The organism is Flavimaribacter sediminis (assembly GCF_019492055.1).
Lineage (GTDB): Bacteria > Pseudomonadota > Alphaproteobacteria > Rhizobiales > Rhizobiaceae > Flavimaribacter > Flavimaribacter sediminis.
Genome location: NZ_JAICBX010000004.1, coordinates 245,237 through 264,392, shown reverse-complemented (window position 1 = coordinate 264,392; position 19,156 = coordinate 245,237). Strand labels below are relative to the sequence as shown.

General features: G+C 61.4%; 20 protein-coding genes. 9 read left to right on the top strand and 11 right to left on the bottom strand.

The features are described from left to right. Positions 1-5 precede the first annotated feature (5 nt). The 9 genes from K1W69_RS20285 to K1W69_RS20245 all read right to left on the bottom strand — a co-directional run bounded on the left by K1W69_RS20285 (position 6) and on the right by K1W69_RS20245 (position 9,137). Positions 6-1,808: an IlvD/Edd family dehydratase gene (locus K1W69_RS20285; protein WP_220230265.1), complete on the bottom strand. Its 1,803-nt coding sequence runs from the start codon at positions 1,806-1,808 to the stop codon at positions 6-8. A gap of 82 nt (positions 1,809-1,890) precedes the next feature. Further along, positions 1,891-2,637 (bottom strand): ABC transporter permease, encoded by a 747-nt coding sequence (locus K1W69_RS20280; RefSeq protein ID WP_220230264.1) that lies wholly within the window; start codon positions 2,635-2,637, stop codon positions 1,891-1,893. Then, complete coding sequence (locus K1W69_RS20275; RefSeq protein ID WP_370688280.1) at positions 2,634-3,410, bottom strand: ABC transporter ATP-binding protein; 777 nt, start codon at positions 3,408-3,410, stop codon at positions 2,634-2,636. The genes K1W69_RS20280 and K1W69_RS20275 overlap by 4 nt, the downstream gene beginning before the upstream one ends. A gap of 10 nt (positions 3,411-3,420) precedes the next feature. After that, on the bottom strand, positions 3,421-4,461 hold the full coding sequence (locus K1W69_RS20270) for an ABC transporter substrate-binding protein (protein WP_220230263.1): 1,041 nt from the start codon (positions 4,459-4,461) through the stop codon (positions 3,421-3,423). Between the two features lie 32 nt (positions 4,462-4,493). Then, a complete protein-coding gene (locus K1W69_RS20265) occupies positions 4,494-4,928 on the bottom strand; it encodes a VOC family protein (RefSeq protein ID WP_220230262.1) in 435 nt (144 codons plus the stop codon). Continuing rightward, positions 4,925-5,686, bottom strand: a complete 762-nt coding sequence (locus K1W69_RS20260) for a FadR/GntR family transcriptional regulator (protein ID WP_258571234.1) — start codon at positions 5,684-5,686, stop codon at positions 4,925-4,927. Before K1W69_RS20260 ends, K1W69_RS20265 begins: the two co-directional genes overlap by 4 nt. Before the next feature lie 201 nt (positions 5,687-5,887). Beyond that, complete coding sequence (locus K1W69_RS20255) at positions 5,888-6,682, bottom strand: pyrroline-5-carboxylate reductase family protein (protein WP_220230261.1); 795 nt, start codon at positions 6,680-6,682, stop codon at positions 5,888-5,890. 50 nt (positions 6,683-6,732) lie between these two features. Beyond that, positions 6,733-8,346, bottom strand: coding sequence for a glycerol-3-phosphate dehydrogenase (gene glpD, locus K1W69_RS20250; protein WP_258571233.1), 1,614 nt, complete (start codon positions 8,344-8,346; stop codon positions 6,733-6,735). Then, positions 8,343-9,137, bottom strand: a complete 795-nt coding sequence (locus K1W69_RS20245; RefSeq protein WP_220230260.1) for a DeoR/GlpR family DNA-binding transcription regulator — start codon at positions 9,135-9,137, stop codon at positions 8,343-8,345. The genes glpD and K1W69_RS20245 overlap by 4 nt, the downstream gene beginning before the upstream one ends. Before the next feature lie 159 nt (positions 9,138-9,296). Here K1W69_RS20245 and K1W69_RS20240 point away from each other — a divergent pair, with 159 nt between their 5' ends. From K1W69_RS20240 to K1W69_RS20205, 8 genes are all read left to right on the top strand, one after another. Next, positions 9,297-11,036, top strand: a complete 1,740-nt coding sequence (locus K1W69_RS20240; protein ID WP_220230259.1) for an ABC transporter substrate-binding protein — start codon at positions 9,297-9,299, stop codon at positions 11,034-11,036. 120 nt (positions 11,037-11,156) lie between these two features. Then, entirely contained in the window at positions 11,157-12,230 is a 1,074-nt protein-coding gene (locus K1W69_RS20235) for an ABC transporter ATP-binding protein (RefSeq protein WP_220230258.1), read from the top strand. 4 nt (positions 12,231-12,234) lie between these two features. Next, complete coding sequence (locus K1W69_RS20230) at positions 12,235-13,311, top strand: ABC transporter ATP-binding protein (protein WP_220230587.1); 1,077 nt, start codon at positions 12,235-12,237, stop codon at positions 13,309-13,311. After that, the gene (locus K1W69_RS20225) at positions 13,308-14,171 is read left to right on the top strand and encodes a carbohydrate ABC transporter permease (protein ID WP_220230257.1); all 864 of its coding nucleotides are present in this window, start codon (positions 13,308-13,310) and stop codon (positions 14,169-14,171) included. Before K1W69_RS20230 ends, K1W69_RS20225 begins: the two co-directional genes overlap by 4 nt. Positions 14,172-14,175: 4 nt before the next feature. Beyond that, positions 14,176-14,976 (top strand): carbohydrate ABC transporter permease, encoded by an 801-nt coding sequence (locus K1W69_RS20220; protein ID WP_220230256.1) that lies wholly within the window; start codon positions 14,176-14,178, stop codon positions 14,974-14,976. A 9-nt stretch (positions 14,977-14,985) separates the two neighbouring features. Then, complete coding sequence (locus tag K1W69_RS20215) at positions 14,986-15,309, top strand: DUF2160 domain-containing protein (RefSeq protein ID WP_220230255.1); 324 nt, start codon at positions 14,986-14,988, stop codon at positions 15,307-15,309. An 85-nt stretch (positions 15,310-15,394) separates the two neighbouring features. Beyond that, positions 15,395-15,976 carry a hypothetical protein gene (locus K1W69_RS20210; RefSeq protein ID WP_220230253.1) on the top strand — a complete coding sequence of 194 codons (582 nt, stop codon included), beginning with the start codon at positions 15,395-15,397 and terminating at the stop codon, positions 15,974-15,976. Beyond that, positions 15,958-16,398, top strand: a complete 441-nt coding sequence (locus K1W69_RS20205; protein WP_220230252.1) for a hypothetical protein — start codon at positions 15,958-15,960, stop codon at positions 16,396-16,398. The genes K1W69_RS20210 and K1W69_RS20205 overlap by 19 nt, the downstream gene beginning before the upstream one ends. 9 nt (positions 16,399-16,407) lie before the next feature. Here K1W69_RS20205 and K1W69_RS20200 read toward each other — a convergent pair whose 3' ends face one another. After that, a complete protein-coding gene (locus K1W69_RS20200) occupies positions 16,408-17,292 on the bottom strand; it encodes a DMT family transporter (protein ID WP_220230251.1) in 885 nt (294 codons plus the stop codon). 299 nt (positions 17,293-17,591) lie between these two features. Between K1W69_RS20200 and K1W69_RS20195 the strand changes: the two genes are divergently transcribed. Further along, positions 17,592-18,368, top strand: a complete 777-nt coding sequence (locus K1W69_RS20195) for an MBL fold metallo-hydrolase (protein ID WP_220230250.1) — start codon at positions 17,592-17,594, stop codon at positions 18,366-18,368. A gap of 51 nt (positions 18,369-18,419) precedes the next feature. On the opposite strand, the gene K1W69_RS20190 is transcribed toward K1W69_RS20195, so the two are convergent. Further along, positions 18,420-19,148, bottom strand: coding sequence for an alpha/beta fold hydrolase (locus K1W69_RS20190; protein WP_220230249.1), 729 nt, complete (start codon positions 19,146-19,148; stop codon positions 18,420-18,422). Between the last annotated feature and the right edge of the window lie 8 nt (positions 19,149-19,156).

Sequence of the window (19,156 nt, the reverse complement as noted above, 5' to 3'; positions counted from 1 at the left end):
TTTCCTCAGTGGTTGTCCCGCGGCACGCCTCTGGATGCTATCTTCTGGTATTTGACGGCGGGTTTGAGAACCATGCCGTCCGAAAGCTGATCGACGACGGCGCGCTGCAACTCCTGCCAGGGCGTCTGGGACTCCGGATACTTGTAGCCGCCCTCCGCCTCCAGCTCGGCGCGGCGCTCTGCGATCTCGGCGTCGTCCACGAGAATGTCCGCACTGCCCTTTCGCAGATCGATGCGCACGCGGTCGCCGGTCTTCAGCAGCGCGAGATTGCCGCCGGCGGCGGCTTCCGGCGAGGCGTTGAGGATCGAGGGCGAGCCGGAAGTGCCCGACTGGCGGCCGTCGCCGATGCAGGGCAGCTCCGTTATGCCCTTCTTGATGAGATAATCGGGCGCGCGCATGTTGACGACCTCGGCCGCGCCGGGATAGCCGATCGGCCCTGTGCCGCGAATAAAGAGCAGGCAGCGCTCATCGATCTCCAGCGCCGGATCGTCGATCCGGTGGTGATAGTCTTCCGGCCCGTCGAAGACGATCGCCCTTCCCTCGAAGGCGTCCGGGTCTTGCGGGTCCGACAGGTAGCGCCTGCGGAAATCGTCCGAGATCACGCTGAGCTTCATGATCGCGGAATCGAAGATATTGCCGCGCATGACCTTGAAGCCGGCCTTCTTCGTGAGCGCCGTGTCGAAGTCGCGAATGACGTCGGCATTGGTGATCTTCGCCTCGCGGCAATTGTCGCCCATGGGCTTGCCGTTCGCGGTGACGGCGCCTTCGTTGATCAGGCCGTGTTTCATGAGTTCGGCGACCACGGCGCGCACGCCGCCGGCGCGGTGAAAATCCTCGCTGAGATATTTTCCGGCCGGCTGCAGGTTGACGAGCAGCGGCACGTCAAGGCCGTGCGTCTCCCAGTCGGCGAGGTTCAGATCGACGCCGATGTGCCGGGCGATGGCGTTGATGTGGATCGGCGCGTTGGTGGAGCCGCCGATCGCCGAATTGACGACGATGACGTTCTCGAAGGCCTCGCGCGTCATGATGTCGGAGGGTTTCAGATCCTCATGCACCATCTCGACGATGCGCTTGCCCGTGCGGTAGGCCATCTGGCCGCGCTCGCGGTAGGGCGCGGGAATCGACGCGCAGCCGGGCAGCGACATGCCCAGCGCCTCGGCGAGCGAATTCATGGTGGAGGCCGTGCCCATCGTGTTGCAATAGCCGGCCGACGGCGCGGATTCGGCCACCATGCCGATGAACTGCTCGTCGTCGATGGTTCCGGCCGAAAGCAGCTTGCGCGCTTCCCAGACGATGGTGCCGGACCCGCAGCGATCGCCGTTGAACCAGCCGTTCAGCATCGGTCCGCCGGACAGGACGATCGCAGGAATGTCGACCGTGGCGGCCGCCATCAGGCAGGCCGGCGTGGTCTTGTCGCAGCCGGTTGTCAGCACCACGCCGTCGATCGGGTAGCCATAGAGAAGTTCGACGAGCCCGAGATAGGCGAGATTGCGGTCGAGCGACGCGGTCGGGCGCTTGCCGGTCTCCTGGATCGGATGAACCGGAAACTCTATGGCGATGCCGCCAGCCTCGCGAATGCCCTCGCGCACCCGCTTGGCGAGCTCCAGATGCGGACGGTTGCAGGGCGAAAGATCGGAGCCGGTCTGTGCTATGCCAATGATCGGCCTGCCGCTGCGCAGCTCTTCCGGCGTCAGTCCGAAATTGAGATAGCGCTCAAGATAGATCGCCGTCATGCCCGGATTGTCCGTGTTGTCGAACCATTCCTGGGAACGCAGCTTCAGATTCTTTGTTTTCGGTGTGTCCGCCATGTCTCGATGCCTGTCCAGTTTCGGGTAAACTTCCATAGCAGGCATCGATGGGACGGTCCATTTCGCTGATCGGCAATCTCGCCTACTCGTGCCGCAGGACCAGTTTTTCCACGGCGACGACAATCAGGAACAACGCAATCGACAGACCGGAGGACAGAACGATTGCGCCATAGAGCCGGTCGGACTGATAGTTGTAGGTCGCCTGGATAATCAGGGCTCCCAGCCCCTTGTCCGAACCGATCCACTCGCCGACGATGGCGCCGATGACGGCGGTCGCCGTGGCGATCCGCAGCGATGAAAACAGCATCGGCAGGGATCTGGGCAACCGCAGGCGCCAGAAATTGTCCCACGGCGTGGCCGACAGGATGTGCAGCAGTTCGCGCTCGTTCGAAGAGGCCGAATCAAGCCCGCGGATCATGTTGACGAGCGTCGGGAAGAAGCAGATCACGGCGGCGACGATGATCTTCGGCGTCAGTCCCAGTCCGAAGATGAGAATGATGATCGGCGCGAGCGCCAGGACCGGAATCGTGTTGAAGAACAGCACCACCGGGAAATAGGCCGCCCGGATCGGCGCGCTGTAAACGAAGACAACCGCCATCAGAACCGCGGCCAGATTGCCGATCAGAAAGCCGGCGATCGCCTCGATGACCGTCGTCCACACATTGTCGGCGAACAGCGGCCACTGGTTAGCGAGCGCGCCGGCGATGCCTGTCGGCGTCGGCAGGATGTAGGGCGGGATACCGGCGATCGGCACCAGGTACTGCCAGGCGAGAATGATCGAGAGCGGGCCGAAAACGGGGGCTATGACCGAGCGGAGAAGACTGTTCACGAGACCTGCTCCAGCGTCTTGCGCAATTCCGACATGAGATTGACGATAGCCGGGTCTTCCCGCGCGCAGCGATTGTCCGGCGTCTTTTGACCCTTGAGGTCGCGCAGCGCCATGACGCGGCCCGGATTGGCGCCAAGCACCATCACCCGCTGGCCGAGATAAACCGCTTCCATGATGGAGTGGGTGACAAAGAGGATCGTCGTGCCGGTGCGCCGCCAGACGTCCAGCAATTCCTCGTTGAGACGGTCCCGGGTGATTTCGTCGAGGGCGCCGAAGGGTTCGTCCATGAGCAGGATGCGCGGCTCGCTGAAGAGCGCCCGCGCGATCGCCACGCGCTGACGCTGGCCGCCTGACAACTGTTTCGGATAGCGCTTTTCAAGCCCGGCTATTCCCAGCATTTCCAGCAGGTCTTTCACACGCTTGCGGTCGCTGTCGCGCACCCCTGTGCGGCCTCGGCCCACTTGCACGGGCAGTTCGATGTTCGCTTCGACGGTCCGCCAGGGCAGCAGCGTCGATTCCTGAAAGACGAAGCCCACCTGCCGCCGGCTGCGGATGACGGACGGGTCTTCGCCCAGCACGCTGATATCCCCGGCAAGCGGCTCCAGCAGATCGGCGACGACCCGAAGCAATGTCGATTTCCCGCAACCGGAAGGCCCGAGAATGGTCAGGAATTCGCCGTCAGCAATCGACAGGTCGACGCCCGAAAGAACGGTTTGATCGCCTTTCGGGCCTCGATAGCCGATGTTTAGCGCTTTTGTCTCGATCGCATTCACGGTTATGCGATCAGCCGATCTTGGGACGCACGTCAGCGGTCATTTCCAGGATCTTCGTCGTATAGACGTCCTCGAGCTTTGGCCGTCCGTTCGGATACTGGCCAATCCTGTCGTAGAGAGAAAGTTGCTCCTCGAGAGAAGCCGGATCGAACGTAGCCCAGCCGTTTTCCGCCGTGGCGGCGTCGAAGCTCAGCTCCATGATCTTGTCGATGGTTTTCATTTCCCACTCCAGGCTCAGCGCCGGATAGGCTTCGACCATCTGCTTGACGGCTTCCTGCGGGTTCTCGTAGGTCCAGCCCCAGCCCTTGGCCGCAGCGCCAATGTAGCCAGCCAGGACATCGGCGTTCTCCTCGATCGCGTCGTCCGTGGCGAAATAGACATTGGCGTATGACGGCAGGCCAAGGTCGCTCGCCAGCAGGTCGATGCGGTCATCGCCGATAATGCTGAGGGCTTCCGTGTTGGTGATCCACCCGCCAATGGCGTCCACTTCTCCGCGCAGAAGCGGCGCCTTGTCGAAACCGACATTGACGGCGGTGACCGAAGACGGGTCCATCTCGTTCTTGGCGAGGATGGCGTCGAGCAGGAAACGTCCCGTGGGCTGGATGCCGATCCTCATGCCCGGCAGATCGTCGATCGAGCGCAACGGCTTTTTCGGCAGCGAGGCGAAGGCGTATGGTCCGGTGCGGAAACCACAGGCGAGGATCTTGACCGGCACGCCGCTGGCGCGCGCATTGAAGAGCTGGGGCGTCTCGGAAAACTGGCCGAGAGCGGCGGCGCCCGATATGACCGGAGGCACGGTCGCGGAGTTCGGTCCGCCCGGGGCGAATTCAACTTCGTACCCGGCCTCTTCGAAAAAACCGTGCTTCAACGCCATGACGTCGCCGATCTGTCCGTTGGACATTAGCCAGTCCAGCTTGATGACGATTTTGGTCTTGTCCGCAGCCCGCGCGGGCGCGACGAGACTCATGCCCGGCCCAACGGCGAGTACGCCGAGGCCAAGGCCGGCGGATTTCAGGAAGCGTCTTCTGTCGATACCGTTCTGTCTTGTCATTTTGATTCCCCTTTTGCGGATAGAGTGCTGTTTTATTGATATGTTTCGTGCCAGGAGTCCGGTCCGCCCTCAAGCCATGCGTAGAGTTCCCAGAGCATCCCGTCGGGATCTGTGAAGTAGGCGCAGCGGGCGTTCCATTCATAATTTTCCGGAGGACCCTGAAACTTGACGCCCTTGGCGGAGAGGTCTGCGTACATCGCGTCGATGTCTTCCGGCTTGTCCAGATTCATGGCGATGCAGCCCTTCAGCGCGCCTTCCGGCGCGCGCAGATTGCTGACCCCGGTGTGCCTGGAAATGTGGTCGAGCTCCCAGGCTGCGAGGATCACGTTTTTTGCCTCGAAATCGGCGAATCCTTCCGCCTTGCGTCGGAGGCGAAAGCCCATCACGTCCGTGTAAAAGGCGATGGAGCGCTCGACATCCTCGACGAGGACGCAGACGTCCGTGATGGTCTTTTTCGGCTGGCTCATGATGCAGCGATTCCTTCTGCGGCGTTGCTCTGCTCGTTTCTGAAAATGACGCCGATGCGGCGACCGGCCTCCGTGATGTGATTCACCATGGCGACCCGGGCGGCCTCCGGGTCTCCGGCTTTCAACGCGTCGAGGATGACGACGTGCTCGCCGACATTGACCTCGACGAGCTGCTCGATCTGGTTGGCGTAGCGCGCCATGTGGATGGACCGCCGGATCTGATCGCAGATGAAGCAGACAAAGGTGTGGATGTAGGCGTTGCCGGTGGCCCTGGCGATCGCGCGGTGGAAGACCAGATCGGCCTCGATGCTGCCTTCAGACCACTTCTCGTCGCCGCGCATGTCTTCCAGCGCCGCCGATATTTCGGCAAGGTCATCGTCAGTGCGGCGCATGGCGGCAAGGCGCGCGGCCTCCCCTTCGAGCAGCGCCCTCAATTCGAACAGGCCCTCCATGCCCTGGATATTCTCGAGATCCGTTGGATCGAGCCGGATAGCGAGCCGTTCTTCCGGCGCCATCACGAAGGCTCCTGCCCCCTGACGCGCCCGCACCAGTCCGTCCGCGCGCAACTGGGCGATCGCTTCGCGCACCACGTTGCGGCTGATGCCCAGGGATTCGGCAATCTGGTGTTCGGTCGGCAGGCGGTCTCCAGGTTTCAGGCGTCCGGAACTGATTTCCTGGCTCAGGATGCTGGCCACCCGGCTTGGAAGCGGCTGCGCCGGCGCAAGCTTGCGGGATAGATTGTTGATAGTGTCCGCCAAGCGGCCGTCCCCGATCCTTGTTCAAGCCGATAGTTGAAAACCTTCCACCTGCGTCGTTTCAGAGGGATTCGATATCACAATCAAATTTGTCCTACAACCCTACGACAGGATGTTTGAGCACAATTCGAATGGCCGCGCAGCGCCGCTCGATCCGGATCGAATTGATGGTCCACTCAGTGTACGATTGAAAAACGGGCGGCGTCAGCCGATCCGGCGGGCTTTTTCGTAAGCAGCATCAAGGCCTTTGGCGATACTGATATCCAGATCGGAGTCCTGCATTGCGAGAAGGCCCGCGGCGGTCGTGCCGGCATAGTCGATCATTTCAGTCACATGATCCGCGGGCGACATCGGACCGTCCGCCATCATCACGCCCGCGGCGTGAAAAAGCTGCCGCACGGCCCGTTCGGCCGTCTTCGGATCGACGCCTCTTGCCGACGAGTAATCGACCATGCTCACGGCAAACTGCGCGACGAAGCCGGGCACAGGTCCGGTGACGGCGGTGAACAGGTCGATCTGATCCTCGTCCGGCAATTCGTCCGTGGCGCCGACTGCCGCGAAAACTGTACGGGCAAGGGACTTGTCGGCGTCTGTGGCCGCAGGCGACGCGCACCAGGGCGAGTAAGCGAGCCGCAGGGAGGCGGCCGGGCTGGACATGGCGCGGATGACGCAATCGGTTCCGGTTTGATCGATGATGCGCGCAATGGAGATACCCGCCATTACCGATGAGACGAGGGATTTTCCTGCTTCAAAACGGACATCCGAGAAATTCGCCGGTGGAACCGACAGAAGGATGAAATCGGAAGCGTCGGCCAGCGCCTGGTTATCTGTGAACGACCTGACGCCGCCGTGACCGAGTTCAGGCAGATTGCCGGACCGGCTCGAGATCCCCAGTTGCTCCGGCTTGATAACGCCGGAATCGAGCAGTCCCCTGGCGATTGCGCTGCCCAGCATGCCGTTTCCGCCGATAATTCCGACCGTGAATTCCGCTTGTGTCATAGCCGTTTTCCCTTGCTGTTCGTTCAAGGAGTAACATGGATACCGGTTATTCAGTCGCGAATTTTCCCGAGGTGACGCGCCATGAAGGCCTCCACTGCGGCGACCTCATCGTCGCTCATGCGAATACCCAGTTTGGTGCGCCGGAAAAGCGCATCCTGCGCATTTCTCGCCCATTCGCACTCGATCAGGTAGCGCAGTTCCGCTTCGTAAAGCCCGTGACCGAAATCCTGGCCGAGATCGGCGAGACTCTCGCAACCCGCCAGCACCTGGTCGACGTCCGTGCCGTAGAAGCGCACGAGGCGGGCGATGACAGACTTTTCCACAAACGGGAACAGGTTCGCGGTTTTTCCGACCAGGTCGTCGTATCCGTCGACCGGAAAATCGCCGCCCGGAAGCGGCGCCTTGCAGGTCCAGGCCTTGCCGCGTTTGCCGAGCGTGTGCTCCACCTCCTCGACGACGGATTCCGAAAGGCGGCGAAAGGTCGTGATCTTGCCTCCGAAGATGTTGATCAGCGTGCCGTGCCCCAGTTTCGGGTCGCGGCGAACGACATAGTCCCGCGTCGCCGACTGGGCGGACGACGCGCCGTCGTCATAGAGCGGCCGCACGCCGGAATAGGTCCAAACAATATCTTCGGCGCGCACCGGCTCTTCGAAATATTCGCTCGCCATCCGGCACAGATACGCGGTTTCGCCGTCCGTGATTTCGGGTCGCACGTTCATTCCGGGATGATCGGCGTCCGTGGTTCCGATCAGCGTGTAATCGTCCTGGAACGGGATTGCGAAAATGATGCGGCCATCCGCGTTCTGGAAGAAATAGCAGCGGTCGTGATCGTATTTGCGGGGCACCACGATATGGCTCCCGCGTACGAGCCGGACATTGTGCGCGTCATTTTGGCCGAAGACCGATTTCAGCACGTCGTCGACCCAGGGACCGGAAGCGTTGATGATCATGGAGGCGGTGATCGTGCGCACGGCGCCGTGTTCGGTGTCGGACAGCGTGACCGTCCACCGGCCATCGGCGAAGTTCGCGCGGGTGACCCGGTTGTGCGGGTTGATCTCGGCGCCGAGCCGCTGCGCGTCGCGCAGATTGAGGATCACCAGCCGGGAGTCCTCCACCCAGCCGTCGGAATATTCAAACGCCTTGCGGAAATCCGGTTTCAGCGGCTTGCCGGCCTTGTCGCTTGAAAGATCGAGCGTGCGCGTCGGCGGCAGTATGCGGCGGCCGCCGAGATTGTCGTAGAGAAACAGGCCGAGCCTGATAAGCCAGTTCGGCCTGCGGCCCTTCATCCATGGCATGACGACGGAGAGCAGACGGGATGTCGGCGTATCACTGTCGAACCGCATGTCGTCGTGACAGGGCAACACGAAGCGCATCGGCCAACTGATGTGGGGCATCGCGACGAGCAGGTTTTCCCGCTCGATCAGCGCTTCGCGCACCAGCCGCAATTCGAAATATTCGAGATAGCGCAGGCCGCCATGAAGCAGCTTGGTTGACGCAGACGACGTCCCGCCTCCGAAATCTCCGGCTTCGCAGAGGCAGACCGAATAGCCCCGGCCCGCGGCGTCGCGCGCAATGCCCGCGCCGTTTACCCCGCCGCCGATAATCAACAGGTCGAAATCCGATTGCGCCTCGGCGCCGGCGGTGTCAGTCGCTTGCTGCATCATCCGTAGACCAGTTCCGACTGCAGCGGCTCTGCGACTGTCACCGAAACGCCGGCGACCTCGCACAATTCGGCGATCCCGTCCGGCGGCGGCGCGTCTGTGACGAAACAATCCATCTCCGAGATATGGCCGATCTGGACGGGCGCCCGGCGCTCGAACTTCGTCGCGTCGGCGACCAGGATCTTCTTGCGCGCCTGGGCGAGGATCGCCTGGGCGACCCGCACCTCGCGATAGTCGAAATCCAGAAGCGCGCCCTCCTCGTCGATCGCTGAGGCGCCGATGATCGCGTAATCCACCTTGAACTGGCGGATCAGGTCGATGGCGGCCGCGCCGACGATGCCGCGATCGCTCTTGCGGACCATGCCGCCGGAAATCACCAGTTCCACGCCGGGCGCTTCCGAAAGGATCATCGCCACATTCAGGTTGTTGGTGATGACCATCAGCCCTTCATGACGCGTCAGGGCGCTGGCGACGGCTTCCGTTGTGGTGCCGATATTGAGGATAAGCGAAGCATTGTCGGGGATCAGTTCAGCGACTTTTTCGCCAATCCGAACCTTGCCGCCGGCGGCGATTTCGCGCCGCGACTGGTAGGCGAGGTTGACCGTGTTGGACGGAAACACCGCCCCGCCATGCACGCGGTGCAGAATTTCCCTGTCGCACAAGTCATTGAGATCCTTGCGAATTGTCTGCGGCGTCACGTCAAACCGGTTCGCCAGAGAATCCACCGTCACACGGCCTTCGCGACGGGCAGTCTCGAGAATATCCATCTGACGGGGCGGTAGTAACGGTTGCATAGTATCTCCTGAACGACTTTCGGATAATTGCGATATTTTTCGATAATTTCAATAAAAGACTCTATTGACTTTCGTTAATTTTCGCATTTTGGTTGCGTTTGGATGATTGACGGTTGCGGACGCCCGCGCCGACAGGTCCAAATTTTGGGAGGAGCACTTATGAGAAAGTTTCTCATGGCCTCGGCGGCTGCCGTGGCCTTAAACTATTGGGCGTTGCCCGCGCAAGCCGACATGGCCGCTGCGGAAAAATGGGTCAATGACGAATTCCAGCCTTCGGTCCTGTCCGTGGACGAACAGATGGCCGAAATGGAATGGTTCATGAAGGCCGCCGAACCCTTCGCCGGCATGGAAATCAACGTATTGTCGGAAGGCATTCCGACCCATGATTACGAATCCAAGGTCCTGACCAAGGCCTTCGAGGAAATCACTGGCATCAAGGTCAACCACCAGATTCTCGGCGAAGGCGAAGTGGTGCAGGCCGTGCAGACGCAGATGCAGACCGGTCGAAACCTCTATGACGCCTATGTCAACGATTCCGATCTGATCGGCACGCATTCCCGGCTGCAACTGGCCGTCAACCTGTCCGACTGGATGATCGGCGACGGCAAGGACGTCACCAATCCTGGCCTCGATCTCGAGGATTTCATGGGCATCAGCTTCACGACCGGCCCGGACGGCGATCTCTACCAGTTGCCCGACCAGCAATTCGCCAATCTCTACTGGTTCCGCAAGGACTGGTTCGACCGGCAGGATCTGAAGGACCAGTTCAAGGCGAAATACGGCTACGATCTCGGCGTTCCGGTCAACTGGTCCGCCTATGAGGACATCGCCGAATTCTTCTCCGAAGACGTCAAGGAAGTCGACGGCGTCACCATCTACGGCCACATGGACTACGGCAAGCGCGCGCCCGACCTTGGCTGGCGCATGACCGACGCCTGGCTGTCCATGGCGGGAACGGGAAGCAAGGGCGAGCCGAACGGCGTGCCGATCGACGAATGGGGCATCCGCATGGAGGCCGGATCCTGCAACCCGCAGGGCGCAAGCGTGTCGCGCGGCGGCGAAACCAACGGCCCAGCCTCCGTTTACGCGATCAGGAAGTGGGACGAGTGGCTCCGCAAATACGCGCCTCCCGGCGCCGCGGATTACGACTTCTACCAGTCGCTTCCGGCTCTGGCGCAGGGCAACGTCGCCCAGCAGATCTTCTGGTACACGGCGTTTACGGCCGATATGGTCGCCCCGAAAAGCGACGGCAACAACACGGTGGACGACGAAGGCAATCCGCTGTGGCGCATGGCCCCCTCGCCGCACGGCCCCTACTGGAAAGACGGCCAGAAGGTCGGCTACCAGGACGTGGGGTCCTGGACGATCCTGAAATCCACGCCGACCGATCGCGCCAAGGCGGCCTGGCTCTACGCGCAGTTCGTCGTCTCCAAGACCGTGGACACGAAGAAATCGCATGTGGGCCTGACCTTCATCCGCGATTCCACGGTTCGCGGACCGAGCTTCACCGAGCGCGCTCCGAAGCTGGGTGGTCTCGTCGAGTTCTATCGCTCGCCGGACCGTGTGCGCTGGTCGCCCACAGGCATTAACGTGCCCGACTATCCGAAGCTCGCCCAGATCTGGTGGCAGCAGATCGGTGACGTGAACTCCGGCGCCTTCACGCCGCAGGAAGCGATGGACCGCCTCGCCGAGGAAATGGACGTCACCATGGCCCGCATGCAGCGCGCCGACGAGCAGGGCAACGTCTATGGCGGCTGCGGACCAAGGCTCAACGAGCCGAAGGATCCGTCCGAATGGCTCGGCAAGCCGGATGGCCCGAAGGCCAAGCTGGAGAACGAGAAGCCGCAGGGCGAAACAGTCAGCTACGACGAGCTCGTCGCACGCTGGAAAGAGCAGTAGTTACCCCTCATCCGGTAATTGCGCGCTCGGGTCCGGCGTCTCCTCCCCTTGGATCGCGCCGGGCCCGCTTTGTCTGTCAGGAGGATCATTTGGTGCGGAAGCGTTGCATGCGAGGCGTATATGACGCTTGAGTTGCGAAATGTATCGAAACGGGTCGCGGGCGACGACTGGATCTACCCGATCGACCTCGTGCTGGAGAGCGGTCGCTTCAACATGCTGCTCGGCACGACGCTCGCCGGCAAGACCACCCTCATGCATCTGATGGCAGGACTGGAAAAGCCGACGGAAGGCGAGATCTGGTTCAAGGGCGCCGACGTCACCGGCGTGCCGGTGCAGGCCCGCAACGTCTCGATGGTCTACCAGCAATTCATCAACTATCCGAACATGAGCGTCTTCGACAATATCGCCTCGCCGCTCCGGGTCGCCGGCGAAAGCCGCGACGAGATCAAGCGGCGCGTGGGCGAGATGGCGGAACTGCTCAGGATCTCGGCGATGCTCGATCGCCGCCCCTCGGAACTCTCGGGCGGTCAGCAGCAGCGCACAGCAATGGCGAGGGCGCTCGTCAAGGATTCCGAACTGATCCTGCTCGACGAACCGCTCGCCAATCTCGATTTCAAGCTGCGCGAGGAATTGCGCGACGAGCTGCCGCGGATCTTCGCCAACCGCGACTGCGTGATTGTCTACGCCACCACCGAGCCTTCGGAAGCCCTCCTTCTCGGCGGCTTCACCGCAGCGCTCGACAAGGGCCGCCTCGTCGATTCGGGGCCAACAGGCTCGATCTATCGCCACCCCGCCAACATCACCAGCGCCAGGGTGTTCTCGGAACCGCCGATGAACACGGCCAGGGTGACGAAGAGCGGCGGGCGCGTGACCTGGACGGACGGGGTGAGCTGGCCGGCGGGCGGCGACTTGCCCGACGGGGATTATACGTTCGGCATTCGTCCGCATTACGTCCTGCCGTTCCGGAAAAACGAGAACGCCGTCCCGATCGAAGGTCAGATCGTCGTCGCCGAATTGAGCGGATCGGAGAGCATGGTTCATTTCGAGGTCTTCGGAAACGACTGGGTGTCGCTCTCTCACGGCGTCCATCCCTTTGAGACCGGCGCGACGGCGACGCTTTACGCCGAACCCGAACACGGCATGTATTTCGACGCGGACGGGCGGCTTGTCGGCGCAACCGGGCTGGCGGGCTGAGATCATGGCGCGCATTACGCTTTCAAACCTCGCCCACAGCTACCGGCCCGACCCCGTGTCGGACGCCGACTGGGCGCTGAAGGAACTCAATCTCGAATGGGACGACGGCGGCGCCTATGCGTTGCTCGGACCGTCGGGATGCGGCAAGACCACACTCCTCAACATCATTTCGGGATTGCTGACGCCGACGCATGGCAGCGTGCACTTCGGCGACGAGGATGTGACCCAATTGCCGACCGAAAAGCGCCATATCGCGCAGGTGTTCCAGTTTCCCGTCGTCTACGACACCATGACAGTCTACGACAATCTGGCCTTCCCGCTGCGCAACCGCCATGTCGACGAGGCGACGGTGCGCGCGAAGGTGGCCGAGATCGCCGAAATGACGGATCTGACCTCGATGCTGGACCGGCGCGCCTCCGGCCTGACGGCGGACGGCAAGCAGAAGATATCGCTGGGGCGCGGCCTCGTGCGCACCGACGTCAACGCGATCCTGTTCGACGAACCGCTGACGGTCATCGATCCGCATCTGAAATTCCAGCTGCGCTCCAAGCTGAAGGAGTTGCACAATCGCATCGCCAACACGATGATCTACGTGACGCACGACCAGACGGAAGCCCTGACATTCGCCGACAAGGTGGTCGTCATGAATGTTGGCGAAGTGGTGCAGATCGGCACGCCCGAAGAACTGTTCGAAACGCCGCAGCACGTCTTCGTAGGGCATTTCATCGGCTCGCCCGGAATGAACGTCATCCCGTGCGACGTAAAGGACGGCGCCGCTTTCATCGACGGCGTGCGCGTCGCGACCGCGAACGAAGCCGACGCGGCGGTGACGAAAGGCGAACTCGGCGTGCGGCCGGAATTCGTCACGTTCTCGGATGACGGCCTGGAGGCGAAAGTGGTCAAGGTGTCGGACGCCGGGCGGTTCTCGATCGTCGAGACCGTGTGTCACGGCAAACCGGTCAAGCTGGTGGCGCCGGAAGGCGCCCCCATCCCATCGGAGACGACCAGGATTGCCTTCAAGCCCGACAACACACGCATATATGTCGACGGCTGGCTCGCCGGCGCCAGGGGGGCGGCATGAACAAGACTGTCAATCACAAGGCCTGGTTCTTCGTCCTTCCCGTGTTGCTGCTGGTGGCCTTCAACGCCATCGTTCCGCTGATCACGGTCGTCAATTATTCGGTGCAGGAAACCTTCGGCGACAACGTCTTCTTCTGGTCGGGCATCACCTGGTTCGAGGACGTGCTGCAATCGCCGCGTTTCCATGCGGCGCTCGGGCGGCAACTGGCCTTCACCTTCACGATCCTCGTGATCGAGGTTCCGCTGGGCGTGGCGATCGCGCTCGCCATGCCGCGCAAGGGCATATGGGTCTCGGTCTGTCTCGTGCTGATGGCGATGCCCCTGTTGATCCCCTGGAACGTCGTCGGCGCAATGTGGAACATCTTCGCGCTGCCGGAGATCGGGCTGCTCGGCAAGACGCTGAACTCGCTGGGTTTCGACTACAATTACACGCGCCAGCCAGGGGCCGCATGGTTCACCCTCGTGATGATGGACGTCTGGCACTGGACCTCGCTTGTCGTGCTGCTCGCCTATGCCGGCCTTGTTTCCATACCGGACGCCTACTACCAGGCGGCGCGCATCGACGGGGCAAGTCCCTTCGCGATCTTCCGCTACATCCAGTTGCCGAAGATGAAGCGGGTGCTGACGATCGCGATCCTGCTGCGGTTCATGGACTCCTTTAACATCTATACGGAGCCATCCGTGCTGACCGGCGGCGGCCCCGGAAACTCGACGACGCTGCTTTCGATCGATCTCGTCAAGATCGCGCTCGGGCAGTTCGACCTCGGACCGGCGGCGGCCATGTCGCTGGTCTATTTCCTGGTGATCCTGCTGATGAGCTGGATCTTCTACACCCTGATGACCCGGAACGAGGAGAATTGACGCGATGAGACGTTTCTCCTGGCTGGTCCCGACGATCTACATCCTGTTTCTGATGCTGCCGATCTACTGGCTCGTCTCGATGTCCTTCAAGACGACCAACGAGATCCTTGGCTCGTTTACGCTGTGGCCCCAGCAATTCACGCTCGCCAATTACCGCGTGATCCTGACCGATCCGACCTGGTATATGGGCTACGTCAATTCGCTCATCTACGTGACCTTGAACACGGTGCTGTCGGTCGGCGCAGCCCTGCCCGCGGCCTACGCCTTCTCGCGCTATCGGTTCCTTGGCGACAAGCACCTTTTCTTCTGGCTTCTGACAAACCGGATGGCGCCGGCGGCGGTGTTCGCCCTGCCCTTCTTCCAGCTCTATTCGGCCGTGGGTCTGTTCGACACGCATCTCGCTGTTGCGCTCGCCCACACGCTTTTCAACATTCCGCTGGCCGTGTGGATCCTAGAAGGTTTCATGTCCGGCGTGCCGAAACAGCTCGACGACACGGCCTATGTGGACGGCTACTCGTTTCCGCGTTTCTTCGTGCGGATCTTCATTCCGACGATCGCGTCCGGGATCGGCGTCGCCGCCTTCTTCTGCTTCATGTTTTCCTGGGTGGAGCTGCTGCTCGCCAAGACGCTGACCGCCGTCGCCGCCAAGCCGATCGCGGCGACCATGACGAAGACGGCCTCCTCATCCGGCTATGAGCTGGGGCTGCTCGCGGCGGCCGGAACGCTGACGATCATTCCGGGCGCCATCGTCATCTATTTCGTACGCAACTATATCGCCAAGGGCTTTGCCCTCGGCCGGGTGTAAGGAGCCGTCATGGAAGACGCCGTCATGTTCAGCGTTCAGTGGTGGACCGAACCGCTCGGCACGTGGATGGCCTGGACCCGCGCCACAATCGCCTTCTTCCTGTTTGTTTTCGGTTGCATCGCCCTGATGGGCGCCTGGGAATATTTCAGCCCCGGCGGCAATCCGCGGCGCGGCGTCTTCGCGCTGGAGACGACCCGCGGCGACCGGCTGTTCATCACACTGATCGGCTGCGCCTTCATCTTTATCGGCTGGCTCTATTTCTTCGGCGCGCCCCTGTGGTGGCCGCTTGGTGTGTGCGTGCTGTGGGCGCTTTTTGTTTTCAGCCTTGTGTGAGTGCAGCTGAAGGGGAAAATTCAGGTTGCATATTCACGTCCGGTAGCGAAACTGGCGTCATTCTGCACAACGACAATTGCCAAGAATGATAGACCAACCCGTATTTTCCAGCACCATCGACAAGACCTATGAAGACGATCTCCGGATGGTCCACATCGCCGGCCGACATGTTCGCAACAGCCCTGCCTTCAAGGCGTCCAGGATCTCTATTATTGCAGCCATGCTCGCCGGGTTTGTTTTGCTGACCCACTGGCTAAATGACCTGGTCTCGCACTTTCTGAAAACTGACGATCTCGCGCTGCTGGTAGTTATTGTTTCGGCGATTCCCATCACCTTCGTTTTCACCAAACTGATGCGGTTTCAATTCGTGCACGCCGGAGCGCGAAACTTGCGCAATATTCGCGCCGAGAAGCCGGAGACCTATGAGATCGGGCCGTCGGGCGTCCGCGTCGAAGGCGCAGGACTGTCCATGACCGCCGAGTGGCGCAGCATCTTCTCGATCGTCGAGCGCCCCGAATTTGTGGCCGTGCTGCTTGGATGTTCCGCCATCGCCATTCCTGCCCGCGCGTTCGCCGACGCCGCCGAGCGACGGATGGTGATCGACTACATGCTGGACAAGCTTCCCGAGGATGCGCGGAAGAGATCGATATGCCGGAAACCAGCCTGAACAAGGATGTCGTCGGAAAGACGATCGAACTGCTGATCGGCGAACCGTGGGATTTTCACGATCCTGCCTCGCCCGATAGGGAAGTCCGGGGATCATATCCGTTCTACGCGACTCTGGTTGAGATCATCCACGCTGACGGCGACCAGCCGGCCTTCCTGATAAAAACAACAAAGCCTTTCCATGCGAACGGCAAGGCCATTCAACATCTGAGAGCGGTCAATCGATATTCCCCTGAAGACCAGGACATCATTGCGGATTTAAGGGCCGGCCGACCTGTGTCGATGAATTTCGTCTACAGACAAGACGGCGCCGACTTTTCCGCAGACGAATTGTCGATCATTCACCGGGGGCCGGACTATGGAGGCCTTGTCGGCGGCCTGGTCGCTTCGGATGGGAAAACGCCCTTTTCAACGGACCGCTAGGAACCGCCGTCACACTTTCCGCTTGGCGGCGCTTTTGATGCGTTCGCGATGCAGTGCGAACAGTCCCGCCCCGACGATCAGCACGATCCCGCAAAGAACGTTCAGCCGCAGCGCTTCGCCGAACACGAAAATCCCGATCGCCGAGGAAAAGACGAGCTGCAGGTAGGCGAAGGGCTGGATAGCCGAGGCCTCCGCCGCCTCGTAGGCCCTGATCATGAAATAGTGACCCGCCATGCCGGTCACGCAGAGACAGGCGAGAAGCATCCAGTTGAAGAGGCTCATCGGCTCCCAGAAAAACACCCCGATCGCCGTCGCCACCACGGCGCCGACCGTTCCTGTCCAGAAGAAGCTGGTCGCCGTGTCGTCCTTGCGGGCGGCGTAGCGGTTGAGCAGCCCGTAGAGCGCGAACATGAAGGCCGCCAGCAGCGGAATGGCCGCATAGGGCGAGAACGCGGCAAAGCCTGGCTGCAGGATGATGAGCACGCCGATGAAACCGACGCCGATCGCCGTCCAGCGCCGCCAGCCGACATGCTCGCCCAGCACCGGGCCTGAAAGCGCCCCGATAAGCAGCGGATACATCGCGAATATGGCGTGGCTTTCAACAAGGCCAAGATAGACGAAGGCGATCACCATGACGATGATTTCCAGCGCCAGAAGGGCGCCGCGCAAGATCTGTATGAGCGGCTGCGACGTGCGCGCAGCGGCCGCTATGGAGCCTTTCTGGCGGCGCGCGATCGCCATCACGAAAAACGCGAAGAACCAGTAGCGGACCATGACGATCATCGGCGTATTGGTCGCCTCGGCCAAATGTCGCGACAGGCCGTCCTGGGATGCAAATATCAGGGTGGTCGCCACCATCAGCCACATGCCGCGGCGTGTGTCGTTGGTGATCATGTCGGGCGGGCGCCGGACTGGAGTGAGAAGGGATGCTTCATGATACGATTACGGAAGTCTTTTTCATTTCCGCCAGCCAGGCGGAGTTGATCCGAAGCATGCACACATATCGTGGCTGATGGATAATGCAAACAAATCCGCTTGCCGGCTGGAGCATCCGCGAAGACGCTCGATCCGTCATGACAGTCGGCGTTGGACTTCAAATTCCCGTGAGTACTGACCGCGAAAGGCCTGTCAGGAGCTGCTGCGGGCCCTATGTGCTGTTTCAGTTCGCCACCGGGAAAAGGAGTCATAGCCGAATGCCTGTTACACGCCGCAACCTGATGAAATACGGATCGACGGCCGCCGTCATGATCGGAGCCTCCACAATCCTACCCTACGCCGCGTTCGCCCAGAGCGGCGCCATGGAAGAGGATATCTATGACACCGACAACGGCGAGATCGCCATCATTCCGGTCGCTCACGCGTCGTTCGTGATGAAGACCCCCTCGATGGTGATATACAACGACCCCGTCGGCGGCGCGGATACATATGCCGGCATGCCGGCGCCGGATCTGGTGCTGCTCACGCACGAGCACGGCGACCACTACAACGTTGAAACGCTGCAGGGGATCGTCGCCGACAATACGCAGATCATCGCCAACCCGGCGGTTTTCGAGATGTTGCCGGAAGACCTGAAATCGAAGGCGAGCGCCATCGCGAATGGCGACAGCACAACGGTGGGCGACATGCCGATCGACGCCATTCCGGCGTACAACATCACCGAGGATCGCCTGAAATACCATCCGCAAGGCCGCGACAACGGATATGTTCTCAACATAGACGGCGTTCGGGTCTATGTCGCGGGAGACACCGAGGACATCCCCGAAATGCGGGCGCTCACCGATATCGACATCGCGTTCGTTCCGATGAACCTCCCCTACACGATGGACGAAGAGCAGGCGGCGTCCGCCATCAACGCTTTCAAGCCGACCTACGTTTATCCCTACCACTACAGGGATTCGGATATCGACAAGTTCGCCGGCCTCGTCGGCGACGGCGTCGAGGTCAAACGCGGACCCTGGTACGAAGGCTGACAGTTCGACGCCTATCGTCAATCCGGAGCCGGGCACGGGCCCGGCTTCTTCCTATCTGGCGACCGAAAGCCCTTGCGCCGCGCAATCGGCGAACCATTCTTCCAGGATCGCATTCACCGTTTCCGGCTTTTCCAGCGGCGGACAATGTCCGCAATTATCCAGAATAACGAGGCGTGACCCGGCGATCGCCCGGTGGATTTCCTCCGAACAGTCGGGCGGCGTGACCTTGTCGTTGTCTCCAACGATGACAAGCGTCGGACAGCGCACGCCGGCGATCACCGGACGGCTGTCGTCACGGTTGATGATGGCGTGCTGCTGCGCGCCGTAGGCCTTCACGCCAAGCTTAACGGCAGCGTCCTGCACCGCCTTCAAGCGATCCGGCGGAACGGCGTCAATATCCTGGCAACTGAAAGCCATGGTCTTGATGTTGGCGGCAAGCATGCCATCGCGTTCCGCGACCGCAAGGTTTTCGAGACGGCGTCGGGTGCTGTCGGGGTTTTCCGGTCTGGCGGAGGTCGCGATGCAGACCAGGCTCGATATCCGGTCTGCCATGTCGGCCAGCATCCGGAATCCGATGTAGCCGCCCATCGACCAGACGACCAGATGAAATCGCTCCGGCAGCTGCGGCTCGATCGCCGCCGCCATGGCGTCGATCGTGACGTTGTCGTGATAGCCCGACGGCACCACGACGTTGTATCGATCGCCGAAATGCTCCGTCTGGTAACTCCATGACGGATAGTCGGATTGCAATCCGGGCAACAGCACCACTGATTCTTTCATCTCAAAAT